The 17,518-nt window shown below is 67.7% G+C and carries 20 protein-coding genes, 2 tRNA genes and 1 CRISPR repeat array (1 of these 23 only partly in view); of the genes, 10 read left to right on the forward strand and 12 right to left on the reverse strand.

Translation table 11 applies throughout. The annotated features are described in order from the left end of the window. Positions 1-211: a CRISPR direct-repeat array (repeat unit 37 nt; unit sequence GTCAGGAAGCACCTCGCACCTCCAGGTGCATTGAGAC); it begins 554 nt to the left of the window's first position. A gap of 273 nt (positions 212-484) precedes the next feature. Beyond that, complete coding sequence (locus CWT10_RS17445) at positions 485-1,096, forward strand: hypothetical protein (RefSeq protein WP_233188036.1); 612 nt, start codon at positions 485-487, stop codon at positions 1,094-1,096. Positions 1,097-1,256: 160 nt separating this feature from the next. Here the strand turns inward: CWT10_RS17445 and CWT10_RS10840 are convergent, their stop codons facing one another. From CWT10_RS10840 to CWT10_RS10855, 4 genes are all read right to left on the reverse strand, one after another. Next, positions 1,257-1,640 carry a YccF domain-containing protein gene (locus tag CWT10_RS10840; protein WP_103062238.1) on the reverse strand — a complete coding sequence of 128 codons (384 nt, stop codon included), beginning with the start codon at positions 1,638-1,640 and terminating at the stop codon, positions 1,257-1,259. 96 nt (positions 1,641-1,736) lie between these two features. After that, positions 1,737-2,150 (reverse strand): hypothetical protein, encoded by a 414-nt coding sequence (locus tag CWT10_RS10845; protein WP_103062237.1) that lies wholly within the window; start codon positions 2,148-2,150, stop codon positions 1,737-1,739. Then, on the reverse strand, positions 2,147-2,785 hold the full coding sequence (locus CWT10_RS10850; RefSeq protein WP_128683412.1) for a MarR family transcriptional regulator: 639 nt from the start codon (positions 2,783-2,785) through the stop codon (positions 2,147-2,149). Before CWT10_RS10850 ends, CWT10_RS10845 begins: the two co-directional genes overlap by 4 nt. A 121-nt stretch (positions 2,786-2,906) precedes the next feature. Beyond that, positions 2,907-3,827 carry an ATP-grasp domain-containing protein gene (locus tag CWT10_RS10855; RefSeq protein ID WP_103062235.1) on the reverse strand — a complete coding sequence of 307 codons (921 nt, stop codon included), beginning with the start codon at positions 3,825-3,827 and terminating at the stop codon, positions 2,907-2,909. 70 nt (positions 3,828-3,897) lie between these two features. Between CWT10_RS10855 and pip the strand changes: the two genes are divergently transcribed. The 4 genes from pip to CWT10_RS10870 all read left to right on the forward strand — a co-directional run bounded on the left by pip (position 3,898) and on the right by CWT10_RS10870 (position 6,355). Further along, the gene (pip, locus tag CWT10_RS10860) at positions 3,898-4,965 is read left to right on the forward strand and encodes a prolyl aminopeptidase (RefSeq protein WP_103062234.1); all 1,068 of its coding nucleotides are present in this window, start codon (positions 3,898-3,900) and stop codon (positions 4,963-4,965) included. Between the two features lie 105 nt (positions 4,966-5,070). Beyond that, positions 5,071-5,147: transfer RNA gene (locus CWT10_RS10865), tRNA-Lys, on the forward strand. A gap of 320 nt (positions 5,148-5,467) precedes the next feature. Beyond that, positions 5,468-5,632 (forward strand): hypothetical protein, encoded by a 165-nt coding sequence (locus CWT10_RS16815; RefSeq protein ID WP_168190768.1) that lies wholly within the window; start codon positions 5,468-5,470, stop codon positions 5,630-5,632. Positions 5,633-5,875: 243 nt separating this feature from the next. Then, positions 5,876-6,355: a peroxiredoxin gene (locus CWT10_RS10870; protein ID WP_103062233.1), complete on the forward strand. Its 480-nt coding sequence runs from the start codon at positions 5,876-5,878 to the stop codon at positions 6,353-6,355. A 117-nt stretch (positions 6,356-6,472) separates the two neighbouring features. Here CWT10_RS10870 and CWT10_RS10875 read toward each other — a convergent pair whose 3' ends face one another. Further along, positions 6,473-7,594, reverse strand: coding sequence for a Gfo/Idh/MocA family protein (locus CWT10_RS10875; protein ID WP_103062232.1), 1,122 nt, complete (start codon positions 7,592-7,594; stop codon positions 6,473-6,475). A gap of 202 nt (positions 7,595-7,796) precedes the next feature. Here CWT10_RS10875 and CWT10_RS10880 point away from each other — a divergent pair. The 3 genes from CWT10_RS10880 to rdgB all read left to right on the forward strand — a co-directional run bounded on the left by CWT10_RS10880 (position 7,797) and on the right by rdgB (position 9,506). Continuing rightward, positions 7,797-7,878, forward strand: a tRNA-Leu gene (locus CWT10_RS10880). Positions 7,879-7,926: 48 nt separating this feature from the next. Beyond that, positions 7,927-8,760, forward strand: a complete 834-nt coding sequence (gene rph / locus CWT10_RS10885) for a ribonuclease PH (protein ID WP_103062241.1) — start codon at positions 7,927-7,929, stop codon at positions 8,758-8,760. Further along, entirely contained in the window at positions 8,760-9,506 is a 747-nt protein-coding gene (rdgB, locus tag CWT10_RS10890; RefSeq protein ID WP_103062231.1) for an RdgB/HAM1 family non-canonical purine NTP pyrophosphatase, read from the forward strand. Before rph ends, rdgB begins: the two co-directional genes overlap by 1 nt. Before the next feature lie 325 nt (positions 9,507-9,831). Here rdgB and CWT10_RS10895 read toward each other — a convergent pair whose 3' ends face one another. From CWT10_RS10895 to clpS, 5 genes are read right to left on the reverse strand one after another with little or no spacing between them, the layout of a single operon-like run. After that, positions 9,832-10,356, reverse strand: a complete 525-nt coding sequence (locus tag CWT10_RS10895; protein WP_103062230.1) for a DUF485 domain-containing protein — start codon at positions 10,354-10,356, stop codon at positions 9,832-9,834. Between the two features lie 3 nt (positions 10,357-10,359). Next, positions 10,360-11,160 (reverse strand): MBL fold metallo-hydrolase, encoded by an 801-nt coding sequence (locus CWT10_RS10900; protein ID WP_103062229.1) that lies wholly within the window; start codon positions 11,158-11,160, stop codon positions 10,360-10,362. Then, positions 11,157-12,065 carry a glutamate racemase gene (gene murI, locus CWT10_RS10905; RefSeq protein WP_218937341.1) on the reverse strand — a complete coding sequence of 303 codons (909 nt, stop codon included), beginning with the start codon at positions 12,063-12,065 and terminating at the stop codon, positions 11,157-11,159. The genes CWT10_RS10900 and murI overlap by 4 nt, the downstream gene beginning before the upstream one ends. 31 nt (positions 12,066-12,096) lie before the next feature. Beyond that, positions 12,097-12,774 (reverse strand): DUF2017 family protein, encoded by a 678-nt coding sequence (locus tag CWT10_RS10910; RefSeq protein ID WP_103062227.1) that lies wholly within the window; start codon positions 12,772-12,774, stop codon positions 12,097-12,099. After that, a complete protein-coding gene (clpS, locus tag CWT10_RS10915) occupies positions 12,774-13,193 on the reverse strand; it encodes an ATP-dependent Clp protease adapter ClpS (protein WP_103062226.1) in 420 nt (139 codons plus the stop codon). Before clpS ends, CWT10_RS10910 begins: the two co-directional genes overlap by 1 nt. Before the next feature lie 76 nt (positions 13,194-13,269). On the opposite strand from clpS, the gene CWT10_RS10920 reads away from it, so the two are divergent. Together CWT10_RS10920 and CWT10_RS10925 are read left to right on the forward strand one after the other, a co-directional pair. Next, complete coding sequence (locus CWT10_RS10920) at positions 13,270-14,664, forward strand: nicotinate phosphoribosyltransferase (protein WP_103062225.1); 1,395 nt, start codon at positions 13,270-13,272, stop codon at positions 14,662-14,664. An 87-nt stretch (positions 14,665-14,751) separates the two neighbouring features. Beyond that, entirely contained in the window at positions 14,752-15,147 is a 396-nt protein-coding gene (locus CWT10_RS10925) for a hypothetical protein (protein ID WP_128683414.1), read from the forward strand. A 91-nt stretch (positions 15,148-15,238) separates the two neighbouring features. Here CWT10_RS10925 and CWT10_RS10930 read toward each other — a convergent pair whose 3' ends face one another. After that, on the reverse strand, positions 15,239-17,059 hold the full coding sequence (locus tag CWT10_RS10930) for a DEAD/DEAH box helicase (RefSeq protein WP_103062223.1): 1,821 nt from the start codon (positions 17,057-17,059) through the stop codon (positions 15,239-15,241). After that, the gene (locus tag CWT10_RS10935) at positions 17,056-17,436 is read right to left on the reverse strand and encodes a DUF3039 domain-containing protein (protein WP_103062240.1); all 381 of its coding nucleotides are present in this window, start codon (positions 17,434-17,436) and stop codon (positions 17,056-17,058) included. Before CWT10_RS10935 ends, CWT10_RS10930 begins: the two co-directional genes overlap by 4 nt. Positions 17,437-17,518 lie beyond the last annotated feature (82 nt).

Below are 17,518 nucleotides of genomic sequence, written 5' to 3' on the forward strand. Positions count from 1 at the left end.
AGCTGCGGTGGCAGCGCAGCTTTTACTAAGTCAGGAAGCACCTCGCACCTCCAGGTGCATTGAGACGTGCCGGTTCGAGCCAGCCCACCGCCGGTTTACGCCGTCAGGAAGCACCTCGCACCTCCAGGTGCATTGAGACGTCACTGGTACGAAGACCCAAAACATCAGGAGACCGTCAGGAAGCACCTCGCACCTCCAGGTGCATTGAGACAAACCACGTGAAAACGGCGACGCAGGCCACCATGTGTCAGGAAGCACCTCGCACCTCCAGGCGCCACAGCCTTTCACCTACTTCGGCCGAGGGTTCGCTGGTTCCTGCGCAGCTTCACCTCTCCAATAAGCTGTGGGTAGGCCGTGACGAAGCGTTGCCGCCCAACACTCGACCGCCGTCGTCCCCTGCTGTGGCCAGCACCCAGACGGAACGACACCATGGGGCATACGGGCAACTGGTCCCACCCGGAGCCGTCGGAGGTAGCCTTGCCAGGTGGCGAAGACAGCCGGGATTCTGTACGCGGTCCCCCGCTTGGACGTGTGGGTCGTATGCCCCCGCTGTGCCGGCCCCGCTCACGTGGTGCGTCGCGGGGTCTTCTGCACCGCCTGCACCTGGCAGGCCACGGGCGCCGCATCCGGATGGATGTGCGGGTGCTGCGGACGCTGGGAGAACGACAGGCCATTACCCGCCGAGCCGACTCCCGCGGAGCTGTTTTGGCGCTGCCCCTCCTGCGGTCGGCGTGAGACGACAAGAACTAGAGTGTCCGCCCGCTCACGCCCGTCACGCACCTGCGCGTGCGGCACCCGTCAGGAGCTGATCGACACACATGTCTCCATCCGAGTGGCCGATGGGCACGACGCCCTTTACGGCCTGCCCTTCTTCCTCACCGAGCCCTGCGCCGGTCGCAGCCTTTGGGTCGCCAATCAGGACCACGCCGAGTACCTCATCGACTTTCTGGGAGCCGACTTGCGCCGCAAGCGGAATTCAAACGCCGGAAGAGGCGTGGAACAGAGGCTCCCGGGATGGATGCTCAGCCACAAGCACCGCCAAGCGGTGCTACGCGGACTGCACAGGCTGCAAGCACGCGCAAAAGCCCTGACCTAGAGTCCAGGCGGATCAGCCGCGCACACCACTGCAGACCACGCGGCCCCGCCAAAAACGCCGCACGAACGCCCGAACTCTGCTGAGCCCGCCAGTCCGCGACGGGGCGAGCGGTGACAGCTAAGGCAGTGCTGGCCGGAACTGCTGCCAGCAGTGGCCCGACTCAGATGATGCCGCGGCCAGGCACAATCTGCTTGCCGAAGGGGAAGCAGGTCACCGGGATCATCTTCAGGTTGGCGACGGCCAGCGGGATGCCGACGATCGTGATCGCCTGCGCGGCCGCGGTGGTGATGTGTCCGATGGCAAGCCACAGCCCGGCCACCAGGAACCAGATCACATTGGACAGCCCGCTCATAACACCCGCATGTGGCGTCTCCACCACCTCCCGCCCGAAGGGCCATAGCGCGTATGAAGCGATGCGGAAGGAGGCGATGCCGGCCGGGATCGTCACGATCAGCAGGCAGGCGATAATGCCGAAGAAGATGTACTCCAGCCACAGCCAGAAGCCGCCGAAGACCACCCAGATGATGTTGAGCAGAGTACGCATGCTGAATGTTGTATCCCACGCTGTCCCGGGCGGCCTCATCCGCACGCAGGAGGAGACCCTGACTCATCCCTGAGGGCACTCCTAGTCCTTACGCGCTCATCCCAGCAGCTCCCGGCCTATTACTCCGCAGGCACCAGCCCAGGTCAGCGAGGCGAGTGTGCCAATAATGAATCGCTCCGTTGAGCCCGGATTGTCCCGCAGATCCGCCCAGCGTCCGAGCCCCTTGACCGCGACGACCACCGCAATGAGCGTGGCGTACCCGGACAGCAGGGCGCCCGTCGTCGCCAGACGTTCAAGCACTCCTATCCAGGTTCCGCCGCGAAGAACCGGGGACACCGAGTCATCACGCGGAGACAGGACCGGGGCGGTGGAGCCGGCTGGCGTGGGTTCCCGCGACGGCGGCAGTTCAGGAACACGGGCCCAACGCAGCACCAGGGCGACGGTTCCCCAGCCCCCGAAGACGGAGAGGGCCAAACTCAAGGCGACTACCAGGGCTGACAGCGGGGTCATGCGGCACCTGTCGGGCGGGCCGTCGCCTCCGGAGCCACGGACAGGCGATGCGCCCGCCCCAGGAGCCGTTCTATAGCAGGTAGGGCGGCTATCTCCTCGTCGTAGCGTGCGGCAAGGCGGTGCTTGGACACGGCCTGGCCGCTAACTCCGAGCCGCTCGGCCGCCTCCTTCCCGCTGAGCCCGTCGTCAAGGAGAGCGAGCACCGCGCGTTGAGCCGCGGTACGTGAGCGGATTAACACGCCCAGGAGTCGTAGCACCGCCTCCGCATCCCCGGCCGCGATACGCGCCTGCTGACCGGAGGCGCCAGTACGAACCGCAAGCGACAGACGTGACGACTTGGATTCCTCCACCGCCTGCCGCGCCGCAATGAATGCCGCTCCTGCGCCGGAACGAGCCCCCTGTTCACCAAGGCGCCCAGAGCCGATTCCAAGGCCGATATGCCACCCGCCGACCGTCATAAGACGACGCGCACATGTGACAGCAGCATCCGCATCACGAACCACACCCTGAGCCTCATCTCCGACCGTTCTCTCGAAGGGAACGGATGTGGGGATATCGGCGAGCAGGCGGACAAGACCCGGGATCTCATCTTCTCCGGCTCTACTGGCGACCTGGTCCACAGTAAACACGTACATACCCACATAATCACACCACAATCCCCACTGGTCAACCACTCACGGTTGATTCCTCATGGATCAACCTTCAGTGGATGATTCTAGGTGTCGGTGATCCGCACCACCCAGCGGAGACTCTCATTCACCAGAAGACACGCTGGGCGATGGCGTCGGCGAAGTTGTCCAGGGCGGCGGGGGCGGAGCCGAGGTACAGGCCGGCGTCGATCAGGGAGACCTCCATCAGATAGAAGCCGCCCTCCCCGTCACCGACGACGTCCACCCGGTTGAACAACAGCTGCATGTCCCGGCCCGAGCGCTCTTTGATGATCGTATGGATGGCCTTGCGGACCCTCTCACCCCACAGCCACTCCTGCTCACTGGGCTCGCGGGCGGTGACGATCTCCTCATGCACCTCGTCCACAGACCGGAAGGAGGGATGCAGCATAGGTGCCTTCTCCACCGCGTGGGACAGCACACCGTTGAAGTACACCAGGGACAGCTCGCCCTTGCGGTCGACCTCCTCCAGGTACCGCTGCACCATCACACTGCGACCGCGGCCCAGGTGGTGCATGGTGTCATTAATGGCGTCGGCGCGGGACTTGGCGTCTGTGGCGGTGTAACGGCCGGTGCCGCGCCCGCCGGAGGACACGGCGGGCTTGACCACGAAATCGCCGTGCGCGGGGAAGCGGGTGTGCACCTGATGTTTGGAGTAGCCGGCCTCCGGTTCCAGCCAGGTCGTAGGGATCATAGGGACCCCCAACTCCGCCATACGCTTGAGGTAGTGCTTGTCAGAGTTCCAGTCCACGACGTCGGCATGGTTCAGAAGCCGGCCCTGCGCATGCGCCCAGGCCAGGAAGTCCGCGTAATTGCGGTTCTTGGCGTAGTCGCGCACAGAACGCAGCACCACCACGCCCGCATTCTCCCAGTCAACATCCGGGTCATTCCACACCGCCACCCGCGGCTCGATGCCACGTTCACGCAGCGCGTCGGGCAGCCCGCGGTCGTCCTCATCAAGGTCCGCGTAATCGACTGAGGTGGCAAGGGTCACGATCGGGGCGTTCACGCACCCTACGCTACCGCCCGAGACGACTCCATGCGCCCCGCTCGCAGCTCGGATCCACCACAATGAGTTCATGCACGAATCCACGACGGCGTCATTACCCCCGACCGCGAGCCGCCCACGCGACCTCTACCCGGCCATCGAACCCTACGACTCCGGCCTGCTCGACGTCGGCGACGGGCAGCGGATCTACTGGGAGACCTGCGGGAATCCGGGAGGCATACCGGCTGTATTCGTGCACGGCGGCCCCGGTGGCGGCTGCTCCACCGAGCACCGGCGCTGCTTCGACCCGGCGCGCTACCGGATCATCCTGTTCGACCAGCGCGGCTGCGGCCGCTCCCTGCCGCAGGCCTGGAAGCCGGAGGCGGACCTGAGCGCCAACACCACCTGGCATCTGGTGGCGGACATGGAGCGGCTGCGCGAATACCTGGGAGTGAAGTCCTGGCTAGTCTTCGGCGGCTCCTGGGGCTCCACGCTCGCACTGGCCTACGCCCAGCGCCATCCGCGCCGCGTACTGGCACTGGTTCTGCGCGGCATCTTCACGCTGCGCAAGCGCGAACTGGACTGGTTCTACGAGGGCGCTGGCGCAGACATGATCTGGCCCGACCAGTGGGAGGCCTACGTGGCAGCTGCTGGCGAGGGCGTCGCCCCAGGCGGGTTCATCGACCGCTACCACGAACTATTGAGCCACCCCGACCCGGCGGTGCATGTGCCCGCCGCCCGCGCATGGACCACCTGGGAGGCGGCAACCTCCACGTTGTTGCGCGACCAGGCATACATCGACCAGGTGCAAGATCCAACCTTCGCCACCGCCTTCGCACGCATCGAGAACCACTACTTCCACCATCGCGGCTGGCTGGAGGACGGGCAGCTCATCGACGGCGCACGCCTGCTGGCCGAGTACGGCATACCGGGCGTGATCGTCCAGGGGCGTTACGACGTCGTATGCCCGATGGGCACCGCCTGGGCTCTGCACCGGTCCTGGCCACAGGCGCAGCTGCACATCTCGCCAACGGCTGGGCACTCCTTCGCCGAACCGCAGACGCTTTCAACCCTCATCAACGCCACCGACCGTTTCGCCGAGCTGCTAGCCCCGCCGTCCTGCGCCATCCGAGCAGAGAGACCCAGCCGACACTCCTGAGACTTCCCACACACAACGGCATTTTCAGGCACTTTGAATTGGACGCGGCGGCGGCAGGCGCGTACAGTTCCATCTGTCGCCAGGCAGGAACGCCTGGATGACCAGGCCTCCTTAGCTCAGTTGGTCAGAGCACCTGACTCTTAATCAGGGTGTCCAGGGTTCGAGTCCCTGAGGGGGTACCACGCAGGGCAGCACTACAGCTGCACAGCCGCGCCGGAGCCGGTGGGCATTGTTTCCGCCACCGCCGCTTTCCGCACGGCATACCGCACCAAATCGGCTCGGGAATTCCTCTCGTAGCCACTGTTGTTGCCCCTGCGTCGATCGGAGTCGCGGCCAGCACCACAGTGTGCAGGCACCGCGCCGATCCTCGGCCCACACGAAGGTCAACGCGCTGCTGCGCGGCCCGTGGGTCGGCACCAATGAACAATACGCCGGGCCGCAGGAACCACCTGCACTCCGCCCGGCACAGAGGGGCCCACAGGGCCATGAAGGGAAGGAAGAGATGCATCTGCTCACATCCAACGGTTCTCGCTCCGCCGCCGAGCGCGAGTTGGCTGCCGCCCGCACCGAGTTGGCGTCATTGGGCTCCACGGCCTCGCCGTCGCGCCTGGAGCGCGCACTCGAGCGTCTGCGGGCCGCGCAAGACGCGTTGGCACCCGCCGCCTGAAACACCACCTCCACTGGGACCGCCCATGCGGCACTCTCAGACAGTCCCAGTGGACAACCGCGATCCCACTGAGGAGTCGGGCAGCGAACCTCACCGCAACGCACAGATCCAGAGCGCACCGTTCGCACCGGCAACCCGCCGCCGCACAACCACTGCGGTAGCGGCCCTCCTCATACCCACCGCGACGGCGACGCACTACATTTGCGGGGTTAGTACCAACCCATCAGGCGACAGGAGAATCCCATGGCCCAACTCACCGCCGGCGACACCGCCCCCGACTTCACCCTCCCCGACCAATCCGGCAACCCGGTGTCCTTATCGACCCTGCGCGAGGGCGCCGAGCACGGCGTGGTCGTCTACTTCTATCCGCGGGCGGAGACGCCCGGCTGCACCAAGGAGGCCTGCGACTTCCGCGACTCGCTGGAGGGATGGCGGGAGGCGGGCTACGCCGTCGTCGGCATCTCCCCCGACCCGCCCGCCGCACAGGCGCGCTTCGCCGAGAAGCAGTCCCTGCCCTTCCCGCTCCTGTCCGACCCCGACCACGCCGTCATGCAGGCCTGGGGCGCGTGGGGAGAGAAGAAGAACTACGGGCGTACCACCATCGGCACCATCCGCTCCACCGTGGTGGTAGGAACCGACGGCAGGGTAATCCTCGGTTTGTACAACGTGCGCGCCACCGGACACGTTGACCGCCTGCGCCGGGAACTCGGCATCGTCAGTTAAGGACCGAGTTAAAGACCGAGTTGAGGACCGCCGGCCCAGCAGCCCCGCCGAGATCGGTCGACGTTACCAACGAGATCGGTCGAAATGACGAAGGAGGCGAGCCCCGGAGCCCCTCCTTCACTCGCCCGGATAGATGACTCCGAGCCGACCGCGCACCTCGTCCATGGTCTCCAGCACCGCCAGCGTCTCGCTCCACGGCATGGTCTCGGACTCGGTTCTGCCCGCGGCCAGGCAGCGAGCCACCTCGGCGGCCTGGAATTGAAAACCACCAGGCAGCGAGGCATCCCACTCATAGCGCGGCACTCCCGGCCCCTCCCCCACAACGATCTGCAGGGGCGTGGGCCGGTAGAACCGCTTCTGCACAACCAGTCTGCCGCGGGTACCCACCACCTCGGCCCCCGTGTCAGACGCCGCCGCCATGCTCGACGCGGCCACTGCCACCGCGCCCGGATACTCCATGGCTATCGTCTCATCCAGGTCGACGCCGCCCGAAGACAGCCGCCCGACGGCCGTCAGCGCGCTTGGCACACCCAACAGGGAATGGACGAAGCTAACCGAATACACCCCCAGATCCAGCAGCGCCCCACCTGCCAGGTCGAGTCGGACCAGACGCTGTACATGCTCCAGCGACTGGAAGTGCTCGGCACGCACGTAGCGCAACTCCCCCAGTGCCCCGCTGCCCGCGAGCGCTCGCGCCAGCACCTGCCCGGGAAGAAAACGCGTCCACATCGCCTCCATGGCGAAAAGCCCCGCGGCCCGGGCGGCGTCGAAGACCCTGCGCGCCTCGGCGGCGTTGCGGGCGAAGGACTTCTCCACCAGCACGGGTTTGCCCGCCGTCAGCGCCAAAAGCGCCTGCTCGCAGTGGAAGTTGTGCGGTGTGGCCACGTAGACGGCGTCCACGTCCGGGTCGTCGACGAGAGCCTCGTAAGAGCCGTGCGCGTGCACCGGTTGACCCTTGCCGGCATCCGGGTGGGCATCAATGAAGGCTTGTGCCCGGGCGCGGTCGCGGCTGCCGACGGCGACAATCCGCCCCGAGGAGAAGGCGGGCACGTCAGTGGCGAAGGTGGAGGCGATGCCGCCCGCGCCGAGAATGCCCCAGCACAGAGCGGGCGCGTCCTGCGGCTCGGGGACGGCGGCGGCCAGGTCGAAGGGGGCACCGGCGTCGGCCAGGGCCTGGAGCACAGGAGCGGGGACCGCGGGGAGCTGGTCACGAGTACGGAAGGAATTGTTTTGCGCCATGTCAAAATCCTAGGTTGCGTCGGCACTCATCGCCATACCTTCGGCCCAACGGCACAGCCGGCGGCCCATGCGTCGGCATGACCCGCGCCCCTGCAGCCGCGAGATGCACTCGCCGAGCACTGCTAGGCTGTCCTCCGGCCTCCGGCCGAACACATTCGGGCCGACACCTCCTGTGTCAGTCGGAAGTTCGGCCCGGCCACGAGCGCGAGTGGCGGAATTGGTAGACGCCCCAGATTTAGGTTCTGGTGCCTTCGGGCGTGAGGGTTCGAGTCCCTTCTCGCGCACTGACTGTCAGGGTGGCCCCCTCGCGCGGCCCGGGTAACCTGGGCCGCGTGACTGACACCAAGACACGTAAGGACGGCCGCTTCCCCGATCAGCTGCGCCCCGTCTCCATCACCCGTAACTGGCAGGTCAACGGCGAAGGCTCGGTTCTCGTCGAGTTCGGCCGCACCCGCGTTCTGTGCGTCGCCTCCTTCGTCGAGGGCGTGCCGCGCTGGCGCAAGGGCGGTGGCGAAGGTTGGGTGACGGCCGAGTATGCGATGCTGCCGCGGGCGGGCTCCGAGCGCTCCGGGCGCGAATCCGTGCGTGGCAGGGTCGGCGGCCGCACCCACGAGATCTCTCGCCTGATCGGCCGTTCCTTACGCGGGGTGATCGACGTCGCCGCCCTGGGCGAGAACACGATCACCCTGGACTGTGATGTGCTGCAGGCCGACGGCGGCACCCGCACCGCGGCGGTTACCGGTGCCTATGTGGCCCTGGCCGACGCCGTCGCCTGGGGAACGCGTCGCGGTTACGTCAAGCCCCGTGCCGGCAAACGGGTCCTTGCCGACTCGGTCTCGGCGGTGTCCGTCGGGATTATCGACGGCGTCCCCTGCCTAGATCTGCCCTACGAGGAGGACGTGCGCGCCCAGACCGACATGAATGTGGTCCAGACCGGTGCCGGCGCCTTCATCGAGGTGCAGGGCACCGCCGAGCATGCCCCCTTCGACCGCGCCGAGCTCGGCGCCCTGCTCGACCTAGCCACCAAGGGCAATGCCGAGCTGGCCGCGCTTCAGGCTCGCGTCCTGGCCGGTCCGGAGGATGCCCCCTTCACCGTGTCGACCGCCGCTCAGTCCGAACAATCCTCCGCAGGAAACGGCCCGGCAACTGGCGTCGAGGAGGCCTGATGGGGACCGCTCAGCCCGAGCAGCGCGGCACCGCGACGGTGTCGGCCGATCTTGGAGTGGCAGTGCCCGCAGGTGCCCGGCTGGTGCTGGCCAGCCACAACCCGGGAAAGCTAGCCGAGCTGCGCGCAATCTTGACACCTCTGGTGGCCGGGCTTACGGCCGAGCAGATCATCTCCTCGGCCGGGCTCGGCACTCCCGAGCCGACGGAGGACGGGCTGACTTTTGCCGCCAATGCCACCCTCAAGGCACGCGCCCTGGCCCAGGCGACCGGTCTGCCGGCGGTTGCCGACGACTCCGGGCTGTGCGTGGACGTGCTGGGTGGAGCACCGGGCATATTCTCGGCCCGCTGGTCGGGCCGCCACGGCGACGACGAGGCCAACTTGCGGCTGCTGCTGGCGCAGCTCGCCGACATCGCCGACCCGCATCGCACGGCACGCTTTACCTGCGCCGCGGTGCTGGTGGTGCCGGGCCGAGCCGGTGAGTCGGAGTCAGTGACCGTGGTGGAGCGCTCCATGGTTGGTCGGCTACTGCACGCGCCGGTTGGCGCCGGCGGCTTCGGCTACGACCCGATCTTCGTGCCGGTCCAGGAGGACGCCCCGGGAGGTTCCGGGCGGACGACGGCGCAGATGAGCACGACGGAGAAGAACACCATCTCCCACCGAGGTCAGGCCCTGCGTGCCCTGGCCCCCGCCCTGCGCGAGCTGCTGTCCCCTTCAATCCCCACCCACCGAGTTCGGTCGAAATAACCACCGAGTTCGGTCGAAATAACCACCGAGGTCGGTCGAAGTAACGGGCCCTTCGTGTGTGGCTGTGGAACCTCGTTCCTGTTGAGTTCCATCAGGCCCCAGCGGAGGAAGAACTGTTGGTGCTGGCACGCCAACGCCGCTATCGTGTCGTCGGCCATGCTGCGGTCCTTGGCACGGGCTTACTTGGGCTGGCAGTGCCTCAAAGGACACTGGTTGGCGTGCCAGAACGCCGAGGAGCCTACGAGAGAGCCACGCCAAATTGTCGAGGATGAGGCTTTGCGCCACTTCGACCGAACTCGGCGGTTATATCGACCGAACTCGGCGGTTATATTGACCGATCTCGGCGGGATTGGGCGTCCAGACGGCGCTGGACCCCCTTGGGCACCAACGAGTCATGCGCCTTCACGTAGCCGTACAAACTGCGCCAGCCACCGCAGAACACCACTAAGAACGCGGCCAACATCACCGCGAACGCCCCCGTTCCGGTGCTCGCCCCCGCAGGTGCCCGCCACAGGTACAAACCACTCCACAGGGCCCAGGTCACCACAATGACTGAAGCGCCGTCCGGCCACCCCACCTCCAGGTGATCGCCGGGACGGCGCACCAGCCACGCGACCGTCCAGGCGATAACGACGGCGACTGCGCCGCGGACCGCCAGGCCGGGCACCTGGATCAGATCATGGGACGACGCAGCCGCGAAGCAGGCGACCAGCGCCACCGAAACCGTATCGGCCAGCAGTACCAGCCACCAGCGGGTGCGGCGCCCGCGTGTCCAGGGCCGATCCGGCCCGTCAGGCACTGGCGGCGTGTAGCTGATGCGTCCGGGCTCGTCTCGCTGCTGTTCCTGCACTGCTCACAGCTCCCAGGAGGCACCGGGGGTGGCAACCGTCAGGGGGCCGCCGTAGACGGCGGCGGCCTCGGCCAGCGGAGCGTCGACATCGGTCCAGGGCTGGATATGAGTGAGCACGAGCCGACCGGCGGGACGGCGTCCGCCCCGGCCGCTGGTGCCGGCCGCAAGCTGCCCGGCACGGCGGCCGGTCAAGTGGATGCCACGCGTGGTATCACGCCCCTCCAGGAAAGCCGCCTCTGCCAGCAGCAGGTCGACGCCGTCGGCCATTGCCTCAATGCCCTCGCACAGATCGGTATCGCCGGTGAAGGCCAGGCTGACCCGATCGCCATCGTGTCCGGGACCCTCCACCCGGTAGCCGAAGGCATCCACCGGATGCAAGGCCGGAAAAGGGGTGATGATCAGCGGACCGACTCGCACCGCCTCCCCCGCCTCCACGACACGGAAGGAGAACTCAGTGGAGTAGGTCTCTCGCGTCGAAGTTCCGTCTACCCCGTTGAGACGCGAGAGTAGCTCGCCCGGACCGAGCGTCAACACGGGGTCCAAGCAGCCGGCCGGATTCCACCGGCGGTACACGTGCATGCCCACCAGGTCAACCATGTGATCGGCGTGACAGTGGGAGATGGCGATCGCGTCCAGTTCGGCCGGATCCAGGTAGCGCAGCAACTGCCCCATGGCGCCGGGACCCAGGTCGAGCACTACCGACCAGGTACGCCCGGCCACGTCGTCGGCCTGCACCAGGTAGGAGGAGGCGACGGCGTCGGGACCGGACATGGAGCCGGTACAGCCAACGATGGTGAGCTTCATGAAGGGACCTCGCTCGAATCGGGGATGGGGGCGGGGGCCGGCGTACTGGCGGCGGGGGCCGGGATCCCCGTCTCTTCTGCCGAAGGGGCTGCCGGATGCACCTCGGCGACGGCGGTTCCCGGCTCGACCCGGTGTACGCGACCGACTTCCGGGCCCAGGAAGCGGCGGGCCAGCACCGAGAAGGAATCCGGGTCCCCGGTGGAGCGGAATTCGTGGCTGGGCGCCGCTGCCCCGGGGGCACGTAACAGGTCTCTACGGGCAAGTTCGCGGTAGACGTCCTTGGCGGTCTCCTGACTGGAGGTCACCAGGGTCACGTCCTCTCCCATAACGTATGAGATGGGGCCGGCCAATAGCGGGTAGTGGGTGCAGCCCAGGATGAGGGTGTCGACGCCGGCCGCCTTGACGGGCGCCAGACTTTCCTCGGCGGTGGCCATGACCTGTGGGCCGGTAGTAGTACCACTCTCAGCCAGTTCGACGAATCGTGGGCAGGGCTGGGAGAACAGGTTGATGCCGGGTACGGCGGCCAAGGCGTCGGCGTAGGCGTTGGAGTCGACCGTGCCCTGGGTGGCGATCAGTCCTATACGTCTGTTACGGGTGACGCGGGCGGCGGCACGGGCCGCCGGGTGAATGACCTCCACCACGGGCACTCCCTTGCCGCGGGTGTAGCGGTTGCGGGCTTCGTGCACAACCGCCGCTGAGGCCGTGTTGCAGGCGATTACCAGCATCTTGACGCCAGAGTCGACCAGCTCATCCATGACATTCAGGGCCAGACGGCGCACCTCCTGCACCGGGCGAGGCCCATAAGGGGTGTTGGCGGTGTCACCGATGTAGAGCAACCGCTCCCCCGGCAGCTGGTCGAGGACCGCACGTGCCACGGTCAAGCCGCCGACGCCGGAGTCGAACATCCCGATGGCCGCATCATTCACAGCGCCGAGACTATGCGGACCCCTCCCCATTCAATAGCACGGCCACCAGTGATTCCTGCCACCAGGACAACATGTCATAGGAAAGGGCCATGGCCCGATTCCAGCGGGCGGCATCCTCCTCGTCGCTCGGGGCCTGCTCCCAGGCCACGGCGTGTACCTGCTCGGCCGCCTCGGGAGAGTCGATCCGCAGACGCTCGGCCAGTACAAGGCGCGCGTCGTTGAGGGCGCCCAGCCAACGGTCCTGCCTGCCGGCGGGCACAAGGACGGCACCACCGGGCCCGGTGGGCTCAAGTAGTTCGTAAACCACCTCCTCCAGTCGGGACCGCTTATCGGCACGCAGACGGTCGCGGGTCAGTGCGGCAATCTCGACGGCGACGTCCGGATCCTCGGAGGCATCGGGCAAGAGCACATCCAGCAGTGGCTCCAGGGAGGGTGAGACAACGCGCCGCTCCTGCACCGACTCGATCGGTTCGGGGTCGAAATCGAGCGCCGCCAGCACGTCACCGTCCCGAGAACTCTCACCGGGACGAACGGGGGTCTGTCCTCCTGTGGGGGCGGGCGCGGCGCCGGCTGGGCCCGAGGCGCCGAGCAGGTCGGCGATCTGCTTGAACAGGCCGGCCAGATACTCGCGCTCCCACGGCTCCAGGCTGGAGGCCCAGCCCTCGGCGTCGGGCCGGAATCCACGCATCAGGCGGCTCCTGCGGGGCCGCCGCCGAAACCAGACGGGCCGCCCCAGGAACCGGACGGGCCGCCACCGGGGGAGCTCCCGCCGCCCCCATCCGGTCCGGGGGCGTCGTCGTCTCCGAGAGGCTCGATGGTGGCATGCAGCCCGTAAGAGTGCATGGCGGTGACATCAACCTCCATGCGTTCGCGGGCACCGCGGGAGACGACGGCCCGGCCGGTTGTGTGCACCTGCATCATGCGGTTGCGGGCCAGTGGTATGGAAAAACCGAAGTAGGTGTGGAATACCCAGGTGACGTAGTCCATCGTGTTGACGGGGTCGTCGTGGACAACCGTGCACCACAGTCGTCGGGATGTGGCACGGACATCCGTCAGCGTCTCCGCCTCCGGGACGCAGGTGGAGACGACGGGCAGTTCGGTCTGCATACGCCCAGCCTAGCCGCGTGGGCCGGTGGAGGCGGGGTTGTTTCATCACGCGTCCTCCTGCGGTAAGTTGGCTGTCATGACAGCCAATCCACGGCAGGTTCACGCCTCGCCCGCTTCCAGCACCGCCCTGCTAACGGACATGTACGAGTTGACCATGTTGCAGGCTGCGCTGCGCGCAGGCGTGGCCGAGCGAGCCAGCGTATTCGAGCTGTTCGGTCGCACCCTGCCGGCCTCGCGCCGCTTCGGCGTGGTCGCCGGAGTAGGCCGGCTCCTGGACGCCATTGAGCGCTTCACCTTTACCGACGCCCAGGTCGACTATCTGCACCGCGCCGGCATCGTCGATAGCGACACCATCGACTTTCTGCGCTCCTACCGATTCTCCGGGACGATCCGCGGCTACGCCGAGGGCGAGTGTTACTTCTCCGGCTCCCCACTGCTCACCGTGGAGGGCACCTTCGCCGAGGCCTGCATCCTGGAGACCCTGGCCCTGTCCATCTACAACTACGACTGTGCGGTGGCGGCGGCCGCGTCCCGCATGACCATCGCCGCCCACGGACGGCCCTGTGTGGAGTTCGGAGCGCGCCGGGCCCATGAACGGGCGGCGGTGTCCGCGGCCAGGGCGGCCATCGTCGGCGGATTCGTGGGCACCAGTGATCTGGAGGCGGGCATGCGCTACGGCATCCCCACTTTTGGCACCTCCGCCCACTCCTTCACCCTACTGCACGACACCGAGGAGGAGGCCTTCACCTCTCAAGTGACCAGCCTGGGCCCGGGCACCACCATCCTGGTAGACACCTATGACATCGAACACGGCGTGGCCCGGGCGGTGGCGGCGGCACGTGCCGGCGGCGGTGAGCTGGGGGCGGTGCGCCTGGACTCGGGCGATCTGGTGGCCGAGGCCTTCAAGGTGCGCGCCCAATTGGACTCCCTGGGGGCGACGACGACGAAGATCACCGTCACCAACGATCTGGACGAGTACGCGATCGCAGCCCTGGGTGCGGCCCCGGTCGACTCCTACGGGGTGGGAACCAAGCTGGTCACCGGTTCGGGTCGGCCGACGGCGGCACTGGTGTACAAGCTGGTTGAACGCGCCGGTGCCGATGGTCGGATGCATCAGGTCGCCAAGTTCTCCACCGGCGGCAAGTCGACGGTCGGCGGCCGCAAATGGGCCGGCCGCGTGCTCAACGGCGCCGGCTCGGCCACCGAGGAGTTGATCATCTCGGCGCGCTCCGAGGCCGATGCCCTGGATGCCCTAGACAAGGCTCAGGCACGTCCGCTACAGGTGGATCTGGTGCGCGACGGCGTCATTGTGGAGGAGCACCGGGGCCCGGAGGCCTTGGCGGCTGCGGCCGAGCGCCATCAGGTGGCGCGCGCCGAACTGCCCTACGACGGCTGGCGTCTGAGCGAGGGCGACCCGGCGATCCCGACCCGGCACGTTGACCTCGACAACCGCCAGGCGCTGCGCGGCTGAGCCGCAGGCCCGCATCGAATATCCTCAGCTACACGCGACCACCGCTTACGGTTTCACCCGCGGCCATGACACAGACCACTACATGTCATGAGCAACACCAGCATGCCGCCCGCCGTCACCATCCGTATCGAGCTCGTGGACTGCGACCCGCAGGAAGCGCTGACTTATATGGCTGAGTTCGACTCCGCAACCGCTCACTGGTTCCTTGAACACCTCCTCGACGGCGTACCGCTGACCGCTGCCGGCCACCTGCCCCCGGAGGACGTCCACGGCGCCCTGGCGCACATCGATCCATCCTGGGCCGGCTCGCCCGACGCCCACGAGGACCAGGTGCAACCCGTGCTGCTATTCCGCCAGGCCGCCAAGAGGACCCTTGCGTTCCCGCGTGGCAGTGGGGTACTGGCACGCTCCCCGCGTCACCCGCAGTGGGCCCCCACACCCGCCGGCAGGGCCTTCATCCGCAACATCCTGATAGCCCAGTAACACCCGGTCCTGACCGGGCAAGCCACCGCCGCGCCCGCCCCCGCTGACGTGCGGTCGGCAGCCCCGCATCGGCGTCGGCGAGCAGAAACGTTCAGCGCCGCCCGACGAACCAGCGGCGCAGCGTCTGGATGCGCCCCTCGATCTGCTCGGTGGTGGCCTGGGCGACCTCCGGGCCGCCGCAGACGCGGCGCAGCTCGGTGTGAACCACCCCGTGGGGCTGCCCGGAGCGGCGCGCCCAGGCCCCCACCAGCTTGGACAGCTCCTTGCGGGCAGCGGCGCGCCTACGGGCGTCATCGACCCCGGAGTTGGCGCGCCGCTGCGCCTCGGCGGCGCTCTGGCGCTTTTGCTGCTTGATCTGCTGGTTCTGCCGCTGACGCAGCAAAGCGGTTACCTGCTCGGGCTCCAACAACCCGGGCAGCCCCAGGTACTCCTGCTCCTCGGGACTGCCGACCATGGCACCGGTGCCGAACTCGCCGCCGTCGAACAGAACTTTGTCGAACTCCGCGGTGGACTCCATCGCCTCGAAGCCGCCCAGCAGATCGTCCGAGGCGCTCTCGGACTTGTTAGCCTCGGCGAGCAGCCGATCCTCCGGGGAACCGAATAGGTCGTCCTCATTGAATCGGCCCCGCTTACCGAGCACATGATCACGGGCGGCCTCCATCTCACCGGCCAGGGCCAGCAGCGGAGTCACCGAGGGCAGGAAGACGCTCGCGGTCTCCCCCTTGGCACGTGAGCGCACGAAGCGACCGACGGCCTGGGCGAAGAACAGCGGCGTGGACGCCGAGGTGGCGTACACGCCCACCGCCAGCCGAGGCACGTCCACGCCCTCGGAGACCATGCGCACCGCCACCAGCCAACGGTCATTGGAGGCGGAGAAGGTCTCGATGCGGCTGGAGGCGCCGGAGTCATCCGACAGCGCCACGGTGGGCGCCTGCCCGGTGATGGCACGCAGCTGCTTCGCGTAGGCGCGGGCGGAGTTCTGGTCCGAGGCGATCACCAGGCCGCCGGCGTCGGGTACCTGGCGCCGCACCTCGGTAAGACGTTGATCGGCGGCGGCCAACACAGCGGGGATCCACTCCCCGCCCGGGTCCAGGGCGGTGCGCCAGGCCTGGGACTCCATGTCCTTGGTCAGCGGCTCGCCCAGCCGGGCGGCGACCTCATCGCCGGCTTTGGTGCGCCAGTGCATCTGCCCCGAGTAGCTCATGAACATCACCGGCCGCACCACGCCGTCGGCCAGGGCCTCGGCGTAGCCGTATGAATAGTCCGCCCGGGAACGCTTAATACCGCCGGCCTCCTCGGTGTAGGTGACAAACGGGATCGGGGACTCGTCGGAGCGAAAGGGCGTGCCGGTCAAAGACAGGCGTCGGCGTGCCGGCGTGAAGGCCTCCCGGATGGCGTCTCCCCAGCTGCGGGCATCGCCGCCGTGGTGGATCTCATCGAGGACCACCAGGGTGCGCGTGCGGTCGGTGCGAGCGCGGTGCAGATTGGGATTGGCGGCCACCTGCGCGTAGGTGACAGCCACGCCGTCGAACTGAGAGCCGAGCGCCCCCTGGGAGTTGGTGTAGGAGGGGTCGATGCGGATGCCCACCCGGGCGGCAGCCTCCGCCCACTGGTATTTCAAATGCTCGGTGGGGCAAACGACGGTGACCTTGTGTACGTCTGCGGCGGTGAGCAATTCGGTGGCGATGCGCAGCGCGAAGGTGGTCTTGCCGGCGCCGGGGGTGGCAACGGCAAGGAAGTCGCGCGGCATTTCCCCCAGGTACTGCTTCAGGGCTGCGGCCTGCCAGGCGCGCAGCGGACGCGTAGTCCCCCAGGCGGCACGCCGAGGGTAGGCCGGGGAGAGGTTCTCCGCGGCGAATATGGATGGCTGGGTCGGGTTGTGCTGCGGGCGGGGGCGGGGCGCGGAAGTCACCGACCGCCTCGTCCGAAGGGGAAGCGGGGGCGCCGCGGACCGGAGCCGCCTTGGCCGCCGTCGCCGCCGGGACGCATCTGCTCGTAGATCTGCTTGCAGGTGGGACACACCGGGTACTTCGACGGGTCGCGCCCGGGCGTCCACACCTTCCCGCACAGGGCTACGACGGGACGCCCGGTGGTGGCCGCGGCCGCGATCTTGTCCTTGCGCACATAGTGGGCGAAGCGGTCAGCATCGCCGTCGTCAGTGGACTTGAGCTCCTCGCGTTCGAGGACGGCGGTTCCGGACGACTGTGCGGGTTCACCCACCGGCTCGCCGGGGGAACCGGGTCCGGCGGGGTCGGTACTGACCTGAGGCCTGGCGGTGAGCTGACGCATGTGCCTTAGTGTATGCCGCCAGTCGGAGGCCACCGCATCCCGATGTTGTGGCGGCCCTCTCCTTCAGGCAGGTTTCGGATCG

Source organism: Actinomyces qiguomingii, assembly GCF_004102025.1.
In the GTDB taxonomy this organism is placed as follows: domain Bacteria; phylum Actinomycetota; class Actinomycetes; order Actinomycetales; family Actinomycetaceae; genus Actinomyces; species Actinomyces qiguomingii.

Excerpts from the sequence above, each read along its gene's own strand:
- clpS (WP_103062226.1), bottom strand. The coding sequence starts at position 13,193 with ATGCAGACCGAACTGCCCGTCGTCTCCACCTGCGTCCCGGAGGCGGAG.
- CWT10_RS10925 (WP_128683414.1), top strand. The coding sequence starts at position 14,752 with ATGAGCAACACCAGCATGCCGCCCGCCGTCACCATCCGTATCGAGCTC.
- CWT10_RS10845 (WP_103062237.1), bottom strand. The coding sequence starts at position 2,150 with ATGACCCCGCTGTCAGCCCTGGTAGTCGCCTTGAGTTTGGCCCTCTCC.
- murI (WP_218937341.1), bottom strand. The coding sequence starts at position 12,065 with ATGTTCGACTCCGGCGTCGGCGGCTTGACCGTGGCACGTGCGGTCCTC.
- CWT10_RS10870 (WP_103062233.1), top strand. The coding sequence starts at position 5,876 with ATGGCCCAACTCACCGCCGGCGACACCGCCCCCGACTTCACCCTCCCC.
- CWT10_RS10910 (WP_103062227.1), bottom strand. The coding sequence starts at position 12,774 with ATGCGTGGATTCCGGCCCGACGCCGAGGGCTGGGCCTCCAGCCTGGAG.
- CWT10_RS10875 (WP_103062232.1), bottom strand. The coding sequence starts at position 7,594 with ATGGCGCAAAACAATTCCTTCCGTACTCGTGACCAGCTCCCCGCGGTC.
- rdgB (WP_103062231.1), top strand. The coding sequence starts at position 8,760 with ATGGGGACCGCTCAGCCCGAGCAGCGCGGCACCGCGACGGTGTCGGCC.
- pip (WP_103062234.1), top strand. The coding sequence starts at position 3,898 with ATGCACGAATCCACGACGGCGTCATTACCCCCGACCGCGAGCCGCCCA.
- CWT10_RS10850 (WP_128683412.1), bottom strand. The coding sequence starts at position 2,785 with ATGTACGTGTTTACTGTGGACCAGGTCGCCAGTAGAGCCGGAGAAGAT.
- CWT10_RS10900 (WP_103062229.1), bottom strand. The coding sequence starts at position 11,160 with ATGAAGCTCACCATCGTTGGCTGTACCGGCTCCATGTCCGGTCCCGAC.
- CWT10_RS10935 (WP_103062240.1), bottom strand. The coding sequence starts at position 17,436 with ATGCGTCAGCTCACCGCCAGGCCTCAGGTCAGTACCGACCCCGCCGGA.
- CWT10_RS10920 (WP_103062225.1), top strand. The coding sequence starts at position 13,270 with ATGACAGCCAATCCACGGCAGGTTCACGCCTCGCCCGCTTCCAGCACC.
- CWT10_RS10840 (WP_103062238.1), bottom strand. The coding sequence starts at position 1,640 with ATGCGTACTCTGCTCAACATCATCTGGGTGGTCTTCGGCGGCTTCTGG.
- CWT10_RS16815 (WP_168190768.1), top strand. The coding sequence starts at position 5,468 with ATGCATCTGCTCACATCCAACGGTTCTCGCTCCGCCGCCGAGCGCGAG.